This is a genomic window from Endozoicomonas sp. PH6C (genome assembly GCF_059322965.1).
In genome coordinates, this window is the sequence record NZ_CP185342.1 from 5181400 (window position 1) to 5200076 (window position 18677).

16 protein-coding genes are annotated in these 18677 nt (G+C 46.8%); 3 read left to right on the forward strand and 13 right to left on the reverse strand.

What is annotated here, in order from left to right:
- Positions 1-6: 6 nt before the first annotated feature.
- The 5 genes from ACOMG9_RS19015 to ACOMG9_RS19035 form a co-directional block, all read right to left on the reverse strand.
- The gene (locus ACOMG9_RS19015) at positions 7-786 is read right to left on the reverse strand and encodes an MlaA family lipoprotein (protein ID WP_494529249.1); all 780 of its coding nucleotides are present in this window, start codon (positions 784-786) and stop codon (positions 7-9) included.
- The gene (locus ACOMG9_RS19020; RefSeq protein ID WP_448218049.1) at positions 779-2185 is read right to left on the reverse strand and encodes a hypothetical protein; all 1407 of its coding nucleotides are present in this window, start codon (positions 2183-2185) and stop codon (positions 779-781) included. Before ACOMG9_RS19020 ends, ACOMG9_RS19015 begins: the two co-directional genes overlap by 8 nt.
- Before the next feature lie 7 nt (positions 2186-2192).
- Complete coding sequence (locus ACOMG9_RS19025) at positions 2193-2765, reverse strand: hypothetical protein (protein ID WP_448218050.1); 573 nt, start codon at positions 2763-2765, stop codon at positions 2193-2195.
- A 78-nt stretch (positions 2766-2843) separates the two neighbouring features.
- Positions 2844-4142 carry an OmpP1/FadL family transporter gene (locus ACOMG9_RS19030; protein ID WP_448218051.1) on the reverse strand — a complete coding sequence of 433 codons (1299 nt, stop codon included), beginning with the start codon at positions 4140-4142 and terminating at the stop codon, positions 2844-2846.
- Between the two features lie 155 nt (positions 4143-4297).
- Entirely contained in the window at positions 4298-5014 is a 717-nt protein-coding gene (locus ACOMG9_RS19035; RefSeq protein WP_422135028.1) for a trimeric intracellular cation channel family protein, read from the reverse strand.
- A 571-nt stretch (positions 5015-5585) separates the two neighbouring features.
- Between ACOMG9_RS19035 and ACOMG9_RS19040 the strand changes: the two genes are divergently transcribed.
- Positions 5586-6881 (forward strand): OmpP1/FadL family transporter, encoded by a 1296-nt coding sequence (locus tag ACOMG9_RS19040; protein ID WP_448218052.1) that lies wholly within the window; start codon positions 5586-5588, stop codon positions 6879-6881.
- 537 nt (positions 6882-7418) lie between these two features.
- Complete coding sequence (locus ACOMG9_RS19045) at positions 7419-8726, forward strand: OmpP1/FadL family transporter (protein WP_448218053.1); 1308 nt, start codon at positions 7419-7421, stop codon at positions 8724-8726.
- Between the two features lie 92 nt (positions 8727-8818).
- On the opposite strand, the gene ACOMG9_RS19050 is transcribed toward ACOMG9_RS19045, so the two are convergent.
- The 4 genes from ACOMG9_RS19050 to ACOMG9_RS19065 all read right to left on the reverse strand — a co-directional run bounded on the left by ACOMG9_RS19050 (position 8819) and on the right by ACOMG9_RS19065 (position 13073).
- Positions 8819-9580, reverse strand: a complete 762-nt coding sequence (locus tag ACOMG9_RS19050) for an amino acid ABC transporter ATP-binding protein (RefSeq protein WP_410493919.1) — start codon at positions 9578-9580, stop codon at positions 8819-8821.
- A gap of 39 nt (positions 9581-9619) precedes the next feature.
- Positions 9620-10708, reverse strand: a complete 1089-nt coding sequence (locus ACOMG9_RS19055) for an amino acid ABC transporter permease (protein ID WP_422138746.1) — start codon at positions 10706-10708, stop codon at positions 9620-9622.
- Positions 10709-10719: 11 nt separating this feature from the next.
- Positions 10720-11898, reverse strand: coding sequence for an amino acid ABC transporter permease (locus tag ACOMG9_RS19060; protein ID WP_448218054.1), 1179 nt, complete (start codon positions 11896-11898; stop codon positions 10720-10722).
- 149 nt (positions 11899-12047) lie between these two features.
- Complete coding sequence (locus ACOMG9_RS19065; protein ID WP_422135035.1) at positions 12048-13073, reverse strand: amino acid ABC transporter substrate-binding protein; 1026 nt, start codon at positions 13071-13073, stop codon at positions 12048-12050.
- Positions 13074-13323: 250 nt separating this feature from the next.
- Between ACOMG9_RS19065 and folE the strand changes: the two genes are divergently transcribed.
- Positions 13324-13881, forward strand: a complete 558-nt coding sequence (folE, locus tag ACOMG9_RS19070) for a GTP cyclohydrolase I FolE (RefSeq protein ID WP_317145386.1) — start codon at positions 13324-13326, stop codon at positions 13879-13881.
- A 38-nt stretch (positions 13882-13919) separates the two neighbouring features.
- Here the strand turns inward: folE and ACOMG9_RS19075 are convergent, their stop codons facing one another.
- The 4 genes from ACOMG9_RS19075 to ACOMG9_RS19090 form a co-directional block, all read right to left on the reverse strand.
- Positions 13920-15377, reverse strand: a complete 1458-nt coding sequence (locus tag ACOMG9_RS19075; protein WP_494529250.1) for an RING finger protein — start codon at positions 15375-15377, stop codon at positions 13920-13922.
- 67 nt (positions 15378-15444) lie between these two features.
- Entirely contained in the window at positions 15445-15681 is a 237-nt protein-coding gene (locus tag ACOMG9_RS19080; protein ID WP_487247188.1) for a hypothetical protein, read from the reverse strand.
- A gap of 19 nt (positions 15682-15700) precedes the next feature.
- Positions 15701-17116, reverse strand: a complete 1416-nt coding sequence (locus ACOMG9_RS19085) for an RING finger protein (protein ID WP_448218056.1) — start codon at positions 17114-17116, stop codon at positions 15701-15703.
- A gap of 159 nt (positions 17117-17275) precedes the next feature.
- Positions 17276-18550, reverse strand: coding sequence for an RING finger protein (locus ACOMG9_RS19090; protein WP_448218057.1), 1275 nt, complete (start codon positions 18548-18550; stop codon positions 17276-17278).
- Between the last annotated feature and the right edge of the window lie 127 nt (positions 18551-18677).

Sequence of the window (18677 nt, forward strand, 5' to 3'; positions counted from 1 at the left end):
GGAGCTTTATTTGTTAACGCCCACTTCCAACTCCCGCCTTTTGGTATACAAAAAGCGAATAATGTCGTAGCTGAAGGGCGAGCTGAAGTCATCGTAGCTCATGGGAACGGTATAGCGATAGTTAATTCCATAGATGGCAAACAGGTCAGGCTGGGAAAACACCTGTGAAGGCACCCCGAGAAAATCAATATAATCTTCTGCGACCAGATCAACGACCAGACCACTCACATCCCTCAAACTGAATGGACCAACGACCGGAACCACCAGATAAGGTCCGGCTCCCACCCCATATTTTGCCAGTGTATTGCCAAACTCATTGCGTTGATGGGGCAACCCCATACTCTCGGCAGGATCAAAAAAGCCAAAAATACCCAGAGTAGTGTTGATGAATAACCGACCGACCGACTTAACGGCTCGCTCACCTTCAAACTGAAGCAGGTTGTTCATAAGGGTGGAAACTTCTTTCAGATTCTGAAAAAAATGGGCTATTCCGATCCGAACAAAAAACGGGGTCACCGTTTCATAAAGCTGCATGACGGGCTCAAGAAAATAGCGATCCAACTGCCGGTTAAAAGCAAACACCTCGCGATTAAAGGGCTCCAGTGGATCATAGACATCCATAAACGACATTGAATTCATATTGTGATGCCAGTCTTCCAATAACTGATCATCGGAGTCTCTGTACTTCAAAGTATCCATAGGATCTGAATAAGGAATACTCGGATCAGCCGGGAGATTGCAGACTGTTAGAGAAAACAACAGGAGCAGGAGTCCGGCTCTAAGCATCGGGAAAGCCCTTACCTTTGATAAAGCTGAGCATATCCTCCACGTTTTGTGGATACTTCAGATTGCCCATATGCCCACCCCGAGGGTAAATTTTTATTCGCCCATCGAAGGTATCATAAAGAAAGTCGAGCCCTTTCTTGTCAATAATAAAGTCATCCACATTGTGCATCACACCTATATGCCGGGCTTTCTTCAACCACGACTTAAGGCGAGGCAAACCGTTCTGCTCAAATATAAGAGTACGCTGCGCAGCGAGGGATTTTTTCTGATCAAAGTAGATTCCCTTCTGCTTCTCTTCATAAGGAATCAGTACCTTATCTATATAGCATTCAAAGCTGCAAAACATAGCCCGCTTAAAATAAGGAGTTCGGCTATCACTCAGGGTGAATTTGAAAAACCTGGGAATCAGGCTGATGTTCCAGGTCATGACAGCAGAAGTGAAATACAGGGACGCTACTACCAACCTGAAATTGACGCCTATCAGCAGTGCCAGCTCTTCCCTGCTCAGGGCATAAGCGCTTTTTGCCACCTGAACCAACATGGATTCATCGATATCAATACTTTTATGCGTCCGAAAATAAGCAGCCAGCTTGTCAAAGAAATGATTAAAAAGCGTTTTTGCATTATCAACGCCCCGCACGTCGACCAGCAGTAAGCGATCAAGACTATTGACGGTGCGCCGCAGGTCAACAGGAGGATTCACTAACAGCACACGATTAAAGCCAAAGGCGTTCTTTTCGCTGTCTATTCTGGCGATATAAGCAGCGTTGAGCGCACCAAGGCTGTAACCTGTCAGATACCAGCCTTTAATCTGAATTTTTTTAAAGGAGCGAACCCGCCTGACAGACGCTTTCATCAGACGATAAAGATCTTCTGAATCCTGCTGAGTCAGACCGGGTCGATGGGATCGGGAGCCGGAAACAACAAAGTCGTAACTGGTGGGGGATGAGATCTGAATAACATGAAACCCCGCCTGATAGTAAACCTTTTTCAGGAACTCGACCTTGCTGGTATCGAAACGACCACCGGTGCCGGCAATAATAAAAATCAGTGGAGCAGGTTTCTCCTGCCAGGCCAACTTGAAACGGGGTTTGATCACATCCCAGAATATACCCGGTGCACCCTTAACGGTTTCGTCAGCCAATCCTAAAATCGCCTCGCGGACAATACCTTGCCGAAGCTTCACCTGTTGCCCGGGCGGGGTGCCAACGACGGTCGCCAGGAATGGGTCCTTAATAGGAAAGCCATAAGCCCACAGAGTGCCCTGATAGAGAAGAAGCACTAATAACGGAAGCTTTTTCAGGATGGAGGTTAAACGACCACGGCCTTTCGAAAAACATTTTGCCCACGCCACAGTGTCCATGAGTACTACCGGACAAAATGCCTTTCTTTTACTCATATCAGTACTACTGAGTATTTTCCGGTGATGAAATCAACAGGTAAACTGTCCAGTCATGGGTAAACAGTCCGCCGGTGCTGACTTTTTCCAGAGAACCCCTGACCTGCCCATTGAAGGAATACTGAATTTTTTCGCCCTTGTTGTCAGGCAATGCCAACTGCTTTTGCGCCCAACTCTTCGGCAGACATTGACCAATGACGCGGTTGGCTTCATCAAAAGCCTGAGCCGCAGTCTGTTCATCAGGCAGAACACGACTGCATACATAGCTGTAACGATTCGACCACTGCCAGACCTCGCAGCCACCGTTCAGTGGTTGATAGTCTGTCTGCCATATGGTGATTTTGTTGTAGAAAGAAGGTTGTTTACGTATGTCCGAAAAACCATTCTGGCTTTTGGTGAAAATATGCCCGAGATCCTGACAGATCTTGTCCTGATCAACAGTCGGCTTTTCGGTAATCACTTCATCTTTGTTGCTGGCTGGCTGGTCTGCATACCCCGAAACCGGAGCACCTCCTGTCGCCATTAGCGCGGACATCACAAGACTAATTTTAATCGTTTTTTTGTTAAAGACTGATTTCATCGACTTATTCCCTGGTTCTGAAAAACCTCTACCAAGACCTTGCCTGTAAAAACAGGCAAGGTCTCAGACTCAACAAGTCTAGAAAATATAATTCAATTGTGCAGCCACAATATTGGAGCTGTTTTTATAATCGCCTGTTATTGTGCCGTAGGAAGGATCAGGAGTAGTCCTTTGATCCGGAGTGTACTTGGATTCACTGATTTTGCCTTCTTTCAGACTCACATACGCATAGGAAATGTCTATGGAGATATTGGTATCAGGCCTCCAGTTTGCTCCCACAGTAAACCAGTTTCGGTCGGAATCCGGTGTACGCACAGTACGATTATCATCATCGACGGGAGACTCATCAAACATGTAGCCCGCCCTTAGCTTCCACTCTGGCAGTACTTGCCATGTAGCACCAAAACTCCATGCCCAGACATCTTTCCAGTTGATTGGGACGTAGCTGGACAGCATAGAATTATCCGCTCTGACATAAAATTCCTCGAACCGGCTCCAACGAGTCCAGGTGGCCTCTGCCATCAGAGTCCATTCATCGTTGAGCTCATGGGTCAGGCTCAGAGCTGCTTTCTCTGGCATAGTGATATCGAGCTTTGCATCCGATTTCATCTCATCAGGGCTCAAGCCCTCGATTTTTACATCTCCCTCAAGTTCAAAATCAAGTTCCGAGAAGTAGGCAAGGCCGACATAGGTTTTATCATAAACATTCCACAGTGCTCCCAGAGTCCAACCCAATGTTTTAGCATCGCCCTCAATCTTTGCTTTTGCAGCAGGCGCAAGGGGATTGACATTTTGAGTTAATTCTCCTTCCACATAGGAACCGATTAACCCAAAACCAACAGAAAAGTCCTCCTGGAATTTGTAGGAAAATGTTCCCTGCAAGTTGACAGTTTTAACACTGGTTTTATTACCAAAGTAACGACCCACCCAATCCTCGTCATAATCCAGCTCAATACCATTAGGGGCATACCCACTCAGCCCGAAGCTGATTTGCTCATTCAGTGGCATAACAAAATGCCCAAAAGGCACCCCGCTTGTTGACACGAAATCTTCCGTTTTGCCCTGAGCAAACACCGTTCCAGTAGGACCAGTAGGAATAGTATGCTGCCCCTCAAACTCACCTCCCTCAAGAATGATAGCGGAGCCCACTGAAACCTGAGTACCCTCAACATAAGCTATACCCGCCGGGTTATTGGCTGCAATGGAAGCATCCTGAGGGTTGGACGCTCTGCCCGCATAGGCTGTACCCATGTAGCTGGCTGAGTTTTCATTAATACCGTAACCTGCAGAGAAAGCACTACTGGAATGAAAGGAAACTGCCATGGCGGCAAGAAGAGGTGACAGAACAGCCAACCTCTGTCGTAAACACAAAGTCATCTTCAAACCTCATTGTGTGTGTTGTTCTGAAAGGTATAGACGCAGAAACGCTTCCATGCTTTTTTTTTAGAGGCATTAACGACGATTAGTAATCAAGAGATATTAAAAACACAGGAGCTCTGAGCAAATAGCTATATCTCAAAGCTCCTTTCAGGTCAGCGAGCGGTGGGAGGCAGGTCAAAACGGGGGAGAGATAATTTCTTGTAAAGAGCCAAAAGTCTGAGTAACAGAACCAGACCTGCAGACAGGAGTGTTGCCATATTGACTCCAATATAAGATTCCAATACAACAAAAAGAGCACCACCCGCCATAGCGGCAAAGGCGTAGACCTCTTTTTTTAGCACCAGCGGCACTTCACCAGAAAGCAGATCACGGATAGCCCCTCCACCACAACCGGTAAGTACCCCCATCATGACAGAGACAATAGCCGAAGCTCCGAAATCCAGAGCTTTGGTGACACCAATCACAGTAAATACAGCCAGACCCAGCGCATCAGAAAGCAACATCATATGATGGGTTTTCTGATGCCAGCGCCTTACCAGAATCGCCAGCAGGGTTGAGGCAAGAGTAACCAGAACATAATCATGATTTTGCACCCAGAAAACCGGCGTTGCTCCCAGAAGAACATCGCGAATCGTGCCACCCCCCACGGCAGTGGCAAACGCCAGAACCATTGCCCCAAAGATATCCATATCCTTGCGACAGGCCAGCCAGGCACCGCTGATGGCAAACACTGCAGTACCAAATAAATCCAGAATATAGAGCAGCATGAAAGAGAGAATGAATCCGATGAATGAATACCCAAAGTATACGTTCCAAATCGCATAGGCCACATCAGGGCGCTTACTTAATTCAACAGGAACTTTCGTCAAACTCCGAAGCCTTATGCAGGTTCAGATGACACCATGAGTGCCTGTCTTTCAGTTTATATAAAAAACATCTTAAGTATTCAACATGGCCCGATTACTGACGCCTACACAGCAATCAGAGACTCGATTGCCTATTTTTTTAAAATTTTTTTTCTTCTTTTCTCGATACTGTTCCGGATCTCAACCTTCAAGAAAAACCATTAAATATCATTAAGTTAGTAATAAAAAGCCGCACCAAAACATCTTAAATTCATTAAAATAAAAATCGAATACTATTCGAATTACAATTAACACCCAACCCTGTCTTGACTCGACACCTCTAAACAGAGATATTTCGTACTGTCGTTTCAAACGTCCATTGCAGAGCACGTTTAAAACGGCAACAAAAACTAATAATAAGCATAAATAGACCAGCGGTCTTTCGACCAGCGAACCGGAAAAGACTCAAAAAAGAGCAAACAAAGTTCGCAATCAGGCAGCCTCACATCACTTGTTAATCAAAAAGAAGTCATTTCTTTGTGGCTTTCTTTGTAACAAGCAGCCGCCTCAGGTCTTGCCACCGCCAGGAGTTATAATGAAAAGCCACACTCGTTCCTCGCATTTTTCTCTCTCTCCATTAGCTGTAGCCTCCTCCCTGGCTGTTGCACTTTCAGCAGGTCAGGCGGTAGCCGGTGGATTTGAAAAAGCGACGCTCTGGGATGCTGAATACACTGCACTGGCAGGTGCAGCGGTTTCTTCTGTCAGTGATTCCAGTGCCATATTCTTTAACCCGGCCGGTCTGGCTTTTGCGGAGTCTAATGATATTGCTCTGCACTTATCTCCAACCATTACCCAGACAAGCAGTCCTGCGGATGGTACAAACTTTACTGATGGTGAAAAAAACTTTTCCCCTGTTGGCGGCTTTACAGGTCTGTTTAAACTGGATGACAAGTTCACCATGGGTTACGGTATTTATGCTTCCGGTGGTGCGGCTGCCAGTTATGAGGATGTTAAGGTTGGCAGCTCTGCATCAGTCACAGCCGACTACTCTACTGACATCAAAATTATTGAAGCGGGTCTGGGGTTATCATACCGCATCGACAATAACTGGTCCGTTGGGGGTACATATCGCCTGACTTATGCTACTGCCGATATCAACTTGGCGTCAGCCCCCGATGCGTTTGGTGGTGCTCTTGGAGCTTCAGTGGGCTATAACGACCTGAGCGGCTTTAATACCTTCGGTGTTCGTCTGGGTGCCATGTACCGCTCTGATGACGACCGCTGGGGCTGGGGTATCAACTATCGTTCTAAAGTCGATATTGAAGCAGATGGTGATTATAACTACCGAGACGGTAGAGGCTCCGCCTCCATCGTTACAGGAGATGCCACTGCGGAAACAGCACTGCCCATGCTGATATCTACCGGTGTCGACTACCAAGTAGCCCCACACTGGACCCTGTTCGGTGAGATCACATACTCTAAGTACAGCGACATTGAAAAGATCGACTTTAGCTCTGACGATACCACTGTTGCGGTACCTGCAATCAACACCAACTGGGAAGACCAATACAACTACCGCGTTGCTGCCGAGTACACCGGAATCGAAAACTGGGCTCTCAGAGCCGGTTACATTTATACAACAGCTGTTGTACCCGAAGAATATGCTGCACCCACCTTCTCAAGCCCAGCCGATGCCCACAGCTTCACTCTGGGTGCAGGCACCAGCATTCTTGATGGACAAGTGGATCTGGACTTTGCTGCTGTATACGACACAGTTAAGAATGACGATGTAAAAGGGGGTGGTGACCTGACCAGCACTACTAAATCTTATGCTGGTAAGTATGAATCCAGCTCCTACTCCCTCCATGCTTCTGCAACTTACCGCTTCTAAGTCGGTTTGTTAGACGCATAATAGACAAGGCCGCTGATCTAAAGTCTGCGGCTTTGTTTTTTTCTTAGATCATTATTTACTCCCCTCAGCCCAATAGATGTTTACCCTCTCATAAATACAGTTAATGTATTAATCACTCGATCCGACCTCATTATCGTCTCTGGATGAATGTTCCCTACTAATCAAGGTGTATTGAATTAGTTGCAACCATAAATTGAATAATATTCGAATCATAATTAACAAGACGATTCAACTTGAATCAACAATCCAGAAATAGAGTTACTGCTTGCCATAGTTTCAAAAGCTTGTTTTGAAGCACTTTTAAAAGACTTTTTAATAGCTAATTATTTACAAAAAAATAACATTAATTTCGATTAAGAATAAATAAAATAGCCCTCGTTCGACCAGCGAACCAGCAAAAATCCACAAGAGCCACACGGTTCGCAATCAGGCAGATTGATGTCACTTGTTAATAAAAAGAAATCCTTTTTTAAAACAGGGAGCTGCCTGAGGTCTTGCCACCATTAAGGAGTAATAATGAAAAGCCCTACACGTTCCTCGCCTTTTTTCCTCGTTTCCACTCTCGCTGCTGCTGTTTCTGCAGGTCATGCGGTAGCCGGTGGTTTTGAGAAAGCGACGCTCTGGGATGCCGAATACAGTGCACTGGCAGGTGCAGCCGTTTCTTCTGTCGATGATTCCAGTGCCATCTTCTTCAACCCGGCCGGTATGGCTTTTGCGGAGTCCAATGATATTGCTCTGCATGTGTCTCCTACTTTTACTCAGGTAAATGGTCCTGCGGCTGGTGAGCCAAGTTTTATTGAAGGTGAAACCAATTTTTCCCCCGCAGGCGGCCTGACAGGTCTATACAAACTGAACGACAAGTTCACTATGGGTTATGGTGTTTATGCTTCTGGTGGTGCTGCAGCCAAGTATGAAGATGTAACGGTTGGCGATAGAATTGCTGGCGGTGCAGTAGCCAACCCAGTCACAGGCGACTACTCTACTGACATCAAAATTATTGAAGCGGGTCTGGGGTTATCTTATCGCATCAACAATAACTGGTCCGTTGGGGGTACATATCGCCTGACGTATGCCACTGCTGACATCAACCTGCTGGCTACCGAGAATATTGGCATTGGCAACGTTGGAGCTTCTGTTGGCTATAACGACATGAGCGGTTTTAACACCTTCGGTGTCCGTCTGGGAGCTATGTACCGCTCCGATGACAACCGCTGGGGCTGGGGTATCAACTACCGCTCTGAAGTTGATATTGAAGCGGATGGTGATTACAACTACCGAGACGGCACTGGCCCTGACTCAAACGGTACAGGTGATGCAACCGCAGAAACAGCATTACCCATGCAGATCTCTACTGGTATTGATTATCAGGTAGCTCCACACTGGACGCTGTTTGGTGAAGTCACATACTCTGAATACAGCAACAACGAACAGATCAAGTTTACCTCCGATGATGTCAGCGATCTGGCCGTACCCGCAATCAACACCAACTGGGAAGACCAGTACAACTACCGCATCGCAGCCGAGTACACCGGCATTGAGAACTGGGCCCTGAGAGCAGGTTATATTTATACAACAGCTGTTGTACCCGAAGAGTATGCTGCGCCTACCTTCTCTACTCCAGCCAATGCCCACAGCTTCACTCTGGGTGCCGGAACCAGCATTCTTGATGGACAGGTGGATCTGGACTTTGCGGCTGTCTACGACACCGTTGAGAATGACGATGTAAAAGGTGGTGGTCAACTAACTGAGGACACTACATCTTACAGTGGCAAGTATGAATCCAGCTCATACTCCCTCCATGCTTCTGCAACTTACCGTTTCTAAGCCGGTTTTTCAGTAGAAACATACAACAAGGCCGCTGATCAAAAGATTAGCGGCCTTGTTGTTTGGAATTCAAACTGAATTCCCTGCGGCAGTCAGTGATTAAGAATCTGCCCCAAAAACTCCCTGCTACGCTCAGACTTCGGATTATTAAAGAAGACTTCCGGTGTCGCCTCTTCCACGATTTGCCCCTGATCCATAAAGATCATACGATCCGCTACCGTTTTGGCAAAGCCCATTTCATGGGTCACGCAGAGCATGGTCATGCCTTCATTGGCCAGCTCGATCATGACGTCCAGTACTTCCTTGATCATTTCCGGGTCCAGTGCCGAAGTCGGCTCGTCAAACAACATGATTTCCGGGTTCATGCACAGGCTTCGGGCAATTGCCACACGCTGCTGCTGTCCTCCCGAGAGTTGTCCGGGATATTTATCCGCCTGATCGGGAATACGAACGCGCTCCAGGTATTCCATCGCTGTTTTTTCCGCTTCTTTTTTAGCGGTTTTTCTGACCCAGAGCGGCGCCAGCGTGCAGTTTTCAAGTACCGTCAGATGGGGGAACAGATTAAACTGCTGAAACACCATACCGACTTCACGACGGACCTTCTCTATATTTTTCAGGTCCCGGGTCAGCTCTGTGCCATCAACAATAATCTGGCCTTCCTGATGCTCTTCCAGCGCATTGATACAGCGAATCAACGTCGACTTACCCGAGCCGGAAGGCCCGCAGATCACGATCTTTTCGCCACGCACCACATCCAGATTAATATCTCTGAGGACATGAAAGCTGTCGTACCATTTGTTAACCCCATTCAACCTGATGACAGGACTTGCAGGGTCTTTAACTTCCCGGACCATCTTATCCATGAAGACCTCTCATTTTCATTATTCTTGAATTCAATTCTTTTCCAGGCGCTGGCTGTATTTGGACATACCAAAACAGAACAACCAGAACACAAATCCGGCAAACAGATAACCTTCTACGGCACTGCCCAGCCACTCGGGGTCATTCAGGGCCGCCTGAACAATCGAAAGCAGATCAAACAGACCAATCACCAATACCAGACTGGTGTCTTTGAACAGGGCAATAAAGGTATTCACAATGCCGGGAATCACCAGACGAACAGCCTGGGGCAGCACCACCAGCAACATACTCTGCCAGTAGCCCATTCCGAGACTCTGACAGGCTTCTACCTGGCCTCTTGGAATCGCCTGCAATCCACCCCGCACCACTTCTGCCATATAAGCTGACTGGAACATAACGATGCCAATCAGGGCCCGAACCAGTTTGTCGAAAACAATTTCTTCCGGAACAAACAGCGGCAGCATAACCGACGCCATAAACAGGACAGTAATCAGCGGAACGCCACGCCAAAGTTCAATATAGGCGGTACAGAAAGTTCTGATAACCGGCATGGAAGATCGTCTGCCAAGGGCCAGCAAAACGCCTACCGGTAGTGATGCCAACATGCCATAAAGCGCCAGCACCAGTGTCACCATCAAACCACCCCACTTGTGGGTTTCAACCTCGGGCAGACCGAAGTAGCCTCCGGACAGCACCAGCCAGGAGGTCACAGGCAACACCAGCAGTCCCACCCCCAATGCCAGCTTCTTGCCGGGTATGGCCGGAATCATCAGCCAACCCAGAATCAGTGCCAACTGCGCAAAAAACAAATTCACCCGCCAGATTTCACTCTCGGGATAGAAGCCGTAAATAAACTGATCCAGTCGTGCAGTAACAAAAGCCCAGCAGGCACCGTCGACATTACAGGCCGAGCGACTTTCGCCCGTCCAGGTGGCGTCCATGACCGCCCACTGCCAAAAGGGAGGAAGGATCAGATAGAGCCCGTAAATAATGGTCAGTGTCATCAGTGACTGTAAGGGCGTCGCAAACAGCTTCTCCCGCATCCAGCCTAAAACACCCCTCGAGTTGACCGGGGGCTCTCTTGCAGGAATCATTTTTTCTTCCATCTTCGTGCTCTTCATAAAGAGAGTCCTTATCGCTCTACCAGCGATACCCAGCGGTTATACAAGTTCATTAACACGGAGACGGTCAGACTGATCGTGAGATAAACGGCCATGGTCATAGCAATCACCTCAACGGCCTGACCGGTCTGGTTCAGTGTGGTTCCCGCAAATACACTAACAAGATCCGGATAACCTATAGCCGTCGCCAGTGAAGAGTTCTTGATCAGGTTCAGATACTGATTGGTCAGGGGCGGAATAATCACCCGCATGGCCTGGGGAATCACCACCAGACTCAAAACTCTGCGGGGCTTGAGACCCAGAGCCGCAGCGGCTTCCTTCTGACCTTTGCTGACGGACTCAATACCAGAACGAACGACTTCAGCAATAAAAGCCGCAGTATAAATACTCAGAGCAAACCAGAGTGCAGCCAGTTCGGGGATTAAAACCAGACCACCAGAGAAATTAAAACCTTTTAATTCCGGTATCTCCCATTGCAACTGTGCATCTACCAGAAAGCTGGTCAGCAGTGGAATCAGCACAACGAATGAAGCCATTGCCAGCTTGATAAAAAGAATCGTTCGCCCGTTGTTTTCGCCATGTTGACGGTTAAACAACCATGGCCGCATAAAGAGTCTCAGCGTCAGAACAACAGCCAGACAAGCGACAAACACCCAGACAACGGTCACCATGCCAGCATTGAATTCGGGCCAGGGAAGAGAGATACCACGGACATTAAGAAAGACGGCATCAAACAGGCTGATGCTTTGACGGGGGTTGGGCAGAATGCCCAGAACCGCAAAGTACCAGAAGAAAATCTGCAGCAGCAGGGGAATATTCCGGAAAACCTCAATATAAATACTGGCCATTTTTGACAGCAGCCAGTTAGAGGAGAGGCGGGCGACACCGATCAGGAATCCAAGAACGGTGGCAAAGATAACGCCCAGCAATGAGACCAGCAGAGTATTGAGCAAACCCACCAGAAAGGTTCTGCCAAAAGTGTGGCTTTCGTCGTACTCCACCAGAGTTTGGATAATGCCAAAACCTGCGGATTGGGATAAAAAATCAAAACCGGTACTGATACCGCGATGCTCGAGATTCGACAGGGTATTGTTCACTACCCAGGCGACCATTGCCACGACGGCAAGGATCAACAGAACCTGAAAAAGAACAGCCCGCCAGACCGGGTCTCGCCAGAGTCTTACTAACATAGGGTGCCTTTTTTATTAGCCATGAAGAATCCTTTCATGACTTTACTTTTATTTTGCTAAAGGTATTTTGCCAGAGGTATTTGCTATAGGCATCTGATAGCAGAAGGCTGACAACCCTCTTTATTGGGGCTGTCGGCCTTTCAGAACTCTTAGCGGAAAGGAGGTGCGTAGAGAATACCGCCCTGGTTCCACTGGGCATTGAGGCCACGCTCAATCTTCAGAGGAGAGGATGCACCGATATTACGCTCAAAGACTTCACCGTAGTTACCCACTTGCTTCACTACCTGGTAAGCCCAGTCGTCCTTGAGGCCCATGCCTTTGCCTTTTGGACCTTCAATGCCCAACAAACGGCGAACGGAAGGATCGGTTGAGGACTTGCTCTTGTCGATATTGGCTGAAGTCAGACCCAGTTCTTCGGCATTGATCATAGCGAACAGAGACCACTTCACAATGTTGAACCATTGGTCATCACCCTGACGAACCAGTGGCCCCAGAGGCTCTTTCGAAATCACTTCGGGAAGAACGACAGCCTGATCCGGCTTGGACAGACGCAGTCTCAGGGCATAAAGCTGGGATTGGTCAGAAGTCAGGACATCACAACGACCTGAATCAAAACCTTTGGCCGTACCGTCGGAGGTATCAAAGACAACAGGCTGGTATTTCATGCCATTGGTGCGGAAATAATCGGCCAGGTTCAGCTCGGTAGTCGTACCGGACTGAATGCAGATCGCAGCACCATCCAGTTGTTTGGCACTGGTCACACCCAGCTCTTTTTTCACCAGAAAACCCTGACCATCGTAATAACTGACACCGGCAAAGTTGAGACCCAGCGATGCGTCACGGGTGAGTGTCCAGGTGGTATTACGGGAAAGCATGTCAATTTCACCAGACTGCAGAGCGGTAAAACGCTCTTTGGCGGTCAGGGGAATGAATTTAACCTTGGAGGCGTCACCCAGTACCGCAGCTGCTACGCCACGACAGACATCGACATCAATGCCGGACCACTTGCCTTTCTCATCAGGTGTCGCAAAACCCGGCAGACCGGTGTTTACACCACAACTCAGGTAACCTTTGCTTAACACGGTTTCCAGGGTACCGCTATCGGTCTCAGCCTGAGCACCGGTAGCTGCCAGCATAAGAACAGGTGCAACCCATTTTTTGAGTTTTCTTATCATAATCGATCCCGTTTGTTATTTTTTTACTACTTTACAGTAGGCATCTGATACTCGCTGTAACTTACCTAGATTGAGCAGAGCTGACAAGTCCGCCAACAAATAAATCTCTCAGAGACTCAAACCGTTCCACATGGCCCCCTTTATGTTAAACTCTGGCCAATTTTTTACATGAACTACCCATGAAGGACAGACAGTATCCGCCCCCTGCCCTCTTCATGCCACTACTTTTCATGTCACTATTGAGCGATCCATGACCGAACATCTGAGCGAACATTACAAAGCCATTCTCGAATCCCTGGGAGAAGATATTCACCGTGATGGCCTGAGAGAAACCCCGAAACGTGCCGCCAAGGCCATGCAGTTCCTGACACGCGGTTATGAGCAAAGCCTTGAGGATATTGTCAATAACGCGGTGTTCGAATCCGATATCAGCGAAATGGTGGTCGTCAGGGATATTGAACTCTACTCCATGTGCGAACACCACATGCTGCCCTTTATTGGCAAGTGCCACATTGGTTACATACCTGATGGCAAAGTGCTCGGCTTGTCCAAGTTCGCCCGCATTGTGGATATGTTTGCCCGTCGTCTACAGATCCAGGAAAACATGACCAGGCAGATTGCCGACGCAATTGTTGAAGCTACGGGTGCAAAAGGGGTGGGTGTTGTCATTGAAGCCAAACACATGTGTATGATGATGCGTGGTGTCGAAAAGCAGAACTCTTCCATGACCTCCTCTGTCATGCTGGGCCTGATGCGTGAAAACCAGCCTTCCCGTCAGGAATTCCTGCAGTTTATCCGTAACAAATAATCCGCTGTCGTATAAGGGAGCCTTAACGGCTCCCCTTTTCAGGGCCGTGGCACGAGGTATATATTCCTGTAAGATTGCGTTATTTTCCGACAAATGGGACACCCCCGCTGCTCCCGTACAAATCGTTCAGCACAAGTCTTGCACAAACCAGCGTGTCCACAAGGCTCTAGTGCCGTCATTTCATGCGGTGGTTCGAAACAAACTGGACATTTAGCGGTTTCACATGGGGCGCCCCCAACGGCTCCAGCTTCCTCCGTTAGAGTTTGGCTTGCTAATTCCTGTCGCAGCTGGGCTATCAGTTCATTTTGTTGTTGAATGACTACAGCCGGGTTTTGCTGCGCAGAATCTGGATCCTCACCAGAAGCCTCAAACTCAACTTCAAACTCCCTGCTGTCGCCTGAACCTCGAAAATAATTCGATAGATAGTCCAGAGTTTCTGACGATTCTGCCTGCACTGGCACAGAGGGTGTGGTGCAAATACCCATAATAGCCTCTGTAAACTCTTGCATACCCTCCATGGTAAACATGACCTGAGGTACAGGGCGTAAATGTCCAGAGGGGCAAAAACGAGCCAAGTTCCAGTAGATAGTAGCCATAATCTCGTAGGGTAAGTACCCTCGCAGCAATGCTTCCAGTGTCCCCGGCCATTCCCGCCCTGAGTTGATGCTGTGGAAAGCTGCTGATGCCATTGCAGTCAGACCAATTAGAAGTGCTATTTCCGTGTCGAATCCGGCTGCCATAAATTGACCGGCAATGCTGCTCGGTGAACTGTATTCATTAATATTTTCAGAAAGCCAACCAAGGAAAAATGCCCGATTGTAGGTTATTCCGGTATATCTCTTACGCAGCACGGTAAAATTGTTAGTAAAGTCATTGCCAGAAAGAAAATGAGGACCAAGAAAAGCCAGAAGCATCAGGACTAAATTGTTATTAAGTCCAACATGATTGGACTGACTTGCTCCCCAATCTGAAGAGAAATAATGAAAATAAGGATTTCTCCGGCCACCTCTCATTACAGACGAAAAAAAATGTTCAAAGAGGCTTTGTGCTATTGCTTTAATTAGCGCTTTCTTGTCAGGACTTTGTACATTGGTCTGATTTATATTTATAGCGAACATATAATGTATTAGTCTCAGCATTCTTTGAATGCGAGTTTTTTGATCATATCGATCGTTAGTCCTGTTCACATAATGAAAATAAAATCTGATCAGACGTCCAAAATCTTGCTCATCAACCTCGTAATTTCCGCTGATTTCAAATCGCTCATCTCCAGACAGGTCGTCAGAGGTTAAATTAAGTCCGACAAAACCAATGCGGATGTTTTCAAATGGGCTTTGATAAGCCTGCCTTTGTTGTTCGTTTAAAGGTGGATTTGTGTTTGCCTTACGATACCTGCGAAATTCTTCAAGGCCGTAGGTGTCGTTTGCCAGCACCTGCTGATAAAAAAACAAAAATACTGAAAACAAAAGTGTCTTTAAGGCACATCCTATGGTCATACTCTCACCTGCATTCGTTAAAACAGCTGCACAACTATTAATGAGCTTTACGTGAGCCCCCCTGAGCCTATTTATATAGGCCATGGAGACCCACAGAAAAAGCTGACCCGGATGTTGCCATTACAGCAATCACCTCAAGCCTGCTCTCGGGTGTATCCCGATGGAGAGAAAGCAGTGACTTTTTAGCCGGACAGAAGATGGGACAAACAGCGTTAGTCTGCTCCAGACATTGATCGTCAGTTGTCTTCTTGCAGGCATTGATCCATACAACTACTTCGTAGATTTGCTCCAGCGCATCAGGCAATCTGGCACTGTGCACACATTCAAGGAAGAGACATGTCGATAACTCTAATGACTGATAAGCTAGCTTCCCGACAAAAGGGACAGTCCCTCTGCTCGTTTATAATTCGCTCAGCACAATTCTTGCAAAAACCAGCATGCCCACAACTCTGTAACAGCATAATGTCTTCCAGTGGTGTGCGACATAGTGGGCATTTTTTGACTGCTCCTGAGGCTCCTCCAACTGCACCAGCTTCCCCCCTCTCGGACTGGATTGCTAATTCCCGTCGCAGTTCGGCTATCAGTTCATTTTGTTGTTGAATCACTTTTGACGCATCCTCATGCTCCGTATCTGTTTCCTCAATATGACCATCACTGTCCGAGCTCTCAGAAGAATCCACTGAGTGGCCCCGCCTTTCTGGCGGTGATGCAGGTGTGGGGTCAATACCCAAAATACTGTTTGTAAACTCATGCATACCATTCACGGTAAACATAACGATAGGTACTGGATACGATCGTCCAGCGTGGCAATGAATGACTATATTTCTGTAGACAACATCCAGAAGTTCGTATGGCAAGTAACTTATCAGCAAGGTTTCCAGGGTCTCTTGCCATTCCCTTCCTGAATTAATGCGCTGGATAGCCGCTGATGCCATTGCAGTTAATCCGATTAAAAGTGCTGTTCCTGCGTCCAATTCAGCTGTATCTAATTGATTGGCAAGACTTTGCGGAGAATGATATTCATTGATATTTACAGAAAGTAATTCACGTTCAAATGCATGATAGTAGCTTGTTCTGGTGTAGCTGTTATGCAGCACTTTAAAGTGGTCATATAATTGATTCTGTAAAAGAAAGTGGGGACCAAGAAAAGTCATCAGAAATAAATCTTTATTAACATTGTCATAACTGTAATGATTCGCTGTGAATTCAAAATCATAATAATGGAAATAATGTTCACTCCCGTCATTTATACTTTCCGACAAAAAGTTTTTCTCAAAGAGGCTTTCTGCTATTGCATTTATTCTTCGTTTATCTTCGGGGTTTTTCCCATTGGTCCTGTTTATATTTATAGTGAATATAAAATTCATTAGTCTCAGCATTTTTTGAATGCGAAGTTTTCGAGATTGTTCAGTCGCGTTGACATAATCAAAATAAAAGTTATTCAAACGATTAAAGTCTTGCTCAGAAATCTCGTAATCATCACAGATTTCCAGTCGCTCATCTCCCGATACAGTGTCAGAAGCTAAATTAAGCCTGACAAAACCAATACGAATGTTTTCAAGAGGGGGTATGGCGGGCTGACCTGTGCAACTTTGTTGTTTTTCTGAAGGCGGTTTCCAGTTTTTCTTTTGATGCTGCCGGAATTCTTCAAGGTCATAGGTGTCGTTTGCCAGCCCCTGCTGATAAAAAAACAAAAATACTGAAAACACAAGCATCTTTAAGGCACATTCTATGGTCATACTTCCACCTGAATTCCTTGAAACAGCTGCCATCCGATCTCGACAAATAGCGTGGTCTGAACCCCGCTCGAACGCTTTCTCTTGATAATGGGTACAAACTGACTCTATCGTTCCCATGGAGTCAGAGTATCAGGCAATAAACTTGCACTGCATACACATTCAATGAGGGGGCATTAAGAATATCTTTCTGAATGATTCCGGTTCTTTCCGACAAACAGGACATCCCCTCTGTTCCCGAACAAATCGCTCAGCACAAACCCTGCATAAACCCGCGTGTCCACAAGTTTCTAATAACGTTATTTCTTGCAGTGGTTCGAAACAAACCGGACATTCTATGACTTTTTCTGGGGCTCCTCCCACTGCACCGGCTTCCTCCGCTCTGTGTTGGCTTGCTATTTCCTGTCGTAGTTGGGCTATCAGTTCATTTTGTTGCTGAATGACTATTGACTGATCCTGATGCCCGGAATCCAACGCCTCACCAGGCTCCTCAACCTCATTGTCTGAATCCAGTGAATAATCCGATTGATAGTCCAGGCTTTCTGACGATGATGCCGATGATATCGCAGGTTCAGGGTTAATAGCCAAAATACTATGCGTAAAATCTTGCCTGCCACTCAAGGTGTACATAACCGTGGGGACAGGGAAGATGCGTCCGTTGTGGCAAAGGCTGGCTAAATTATTGTAGATAGTGGCCAGAAGTTCGTCTGGTAAGTGACACATCAACAAGGTTTCCAGTGCCTCTGGCCATCTCTGTCCTGAATACAGGCACCGGGAAGCGGCTGGTGCCATTGCGGTTAAGCCAATTAGAAGTGCTGTCTCTGTGTCCAGTGCGGCTGCAGTCAATTGATTGGCAATGCTTTGCGGAGAATTATATTCATTGACATCTCCAGCAAGCAGCTCACAGGAGAATGCTCGACCGTAGCTTTTTTTGGTATAGCGTCTTTGAAGCACGCTAAACCATTCAGACAAGTCATACCGAGAAAGATAATGGGGACCAAGAAAAGCAAGAAACATCAAGATTAAACCGTTATTAACACCGGCATTATAAGACCTATCGTCTGCTGGAACTGAATGAAAATAAAGGAAATAAGGATTCCTTCGGCCGTTTACATTGTCAGATAAAAACAATTGCTCAAAGAGGCTTTTTGCCATTGTAGTTATTAATTCTTTCTCTTCCGGGCTTTGTCCCATGAACGTATTCATATTGATATCGAACATACGGTGTATGAGTCTCAGTGCCGTTAGAATATGTGTTTTTCGATAGTTAGGATCACCTATGTTCATATAGTTAAAAAAAAAGTTTAGCAGTCGTTGAAAGTCTTGCTCAGAAACCTCGTAATTTTCACAGATTTCCAGTCGCACATCTCCAAACAAATCGTCAGATTCTAAATTAAGCCTGACAAAGCCAATGCGGATGTTTTCAAGTGGGCCCATGACAGGCTGGCCTGATTGCCTCTGTTTTTTCTTTGAAGGTGGTTTCCAGTTTGTTTTTTGGTACTCGCGAAATCTTTCAAGATCATAACTATCATTTGCCATCAACTGGTGAGAAAAAAACAACAAC

What these genes read in the sequence shown, in the direction of transcription:
- folE (WP_317145386.1), top strand. Translation starts at nt 13,324, where the DNA reads ATGACCGAACATCTGAGCGAACATTACAAAGCCATTCTCGAATCCCTG.
- ACOMG9_RS19075 (WP_494529250.1), bottom strand. Translation starts at nt 15,377, where the DNA reads ATGACCATAGGATGTGCCTTAAAGACACTTTTGTTTTCAGTATTTTTG.
- ACOMG9_RS19020 (WP_448218049.1), bottom strand. Translation starts at nt 2,185, where the DNA reads ATGAGTAAAAGAAAGGCATTTTGTCCGGTAGTACTCATGGACACTGTG.
- ACOMG9_RS19050 (WP_410493919.1), bottom strand. Translation starts at nt 9,580, where the DNA reads ATGGTCCGGGAAGTTAAAGACCCTGCAAGTCCTGTCATCAGGTTGAAT.
- ACOMG9_RS19090 (WP_448218057.1), bottom strand. Translation starts at nt 18,550, where the DNA reads ATGGGCCCACTTGAAAACATCCGCATTGGCTTTGTCAGGCTTAATTTA.
- ACOMG9_RS19060 (WP_448218054.1), bottom strand. Translation starts at nt 11,898, where the DNA reads ATGTTAGTAAGACTCTGGCGAGACCCGGTCTGGCGGGCTGTTCTTTTT.
- ACOMG9_RS19030 (WP_448218051.1), bottom strand. Translation starts at nt 4,142, where the DNA reads ATGACTTTGTGTTTACGACAGAGGTTGGCTGTTCTGTCACCTCTTCTT.
- ACOMG9_RS19085 (WP_448218056.1), bottom strand. Translation starts at nt 17,116, where the DNA reads ATGACCATAGAATGTGCCTTAAAGATGCTTGTGTTTTCAGTATTTTTG.
- ACOMG9_RS19015 (WP_494529249.1), bottom strand. Translation starts at nt 786, where the DNA reads ATGCTTAGAGCCGGACTCCTGCTCCTGTTGTTTTCTCTAACAGTCTGC.
- ACOMG9_RS19040 (WP_448218052.1), top strand. Translation starts at nt 5,586, where the DNA reads ATGAAAAGCCACACTCGTTCCTCGCATTTTTCTCTCTCTCCATTAGCT.
- ACOMG9_RS19025 (WP_448218050.1), bottom strand. Translation starts at nt 2,765, where the DNA reads ATGAAATCAGTCTTTAACAAAAAAACGATTAAAATTAGTCTTGTGATG.
- ACOMG9_RS19065 (WP_422135035.1), bottom strand. Translation starts at nt 13,073, where the DNA reads ATGATAAGAAAACTCAAAAAATGGGTTGCACCTGTTCTTATGCTGGCA.
- ACOMG9_RS19045 (WP_448218053.1), top strand. Translation starts at nt 7,419, where the DNA reads ATGAAAAGCCCTACACGTTCCTCGCCTTTTTTCCTCGTTTCCACTCTC.
- ACOMG9_RS19055 (WP_422138746.1), bottom strand. Translation starts at nt 10,708, where the DNA reads ATGAAGAGCACGAAGATGGAAGAAAAAATGATTCCTGCAAGAGAGCCC.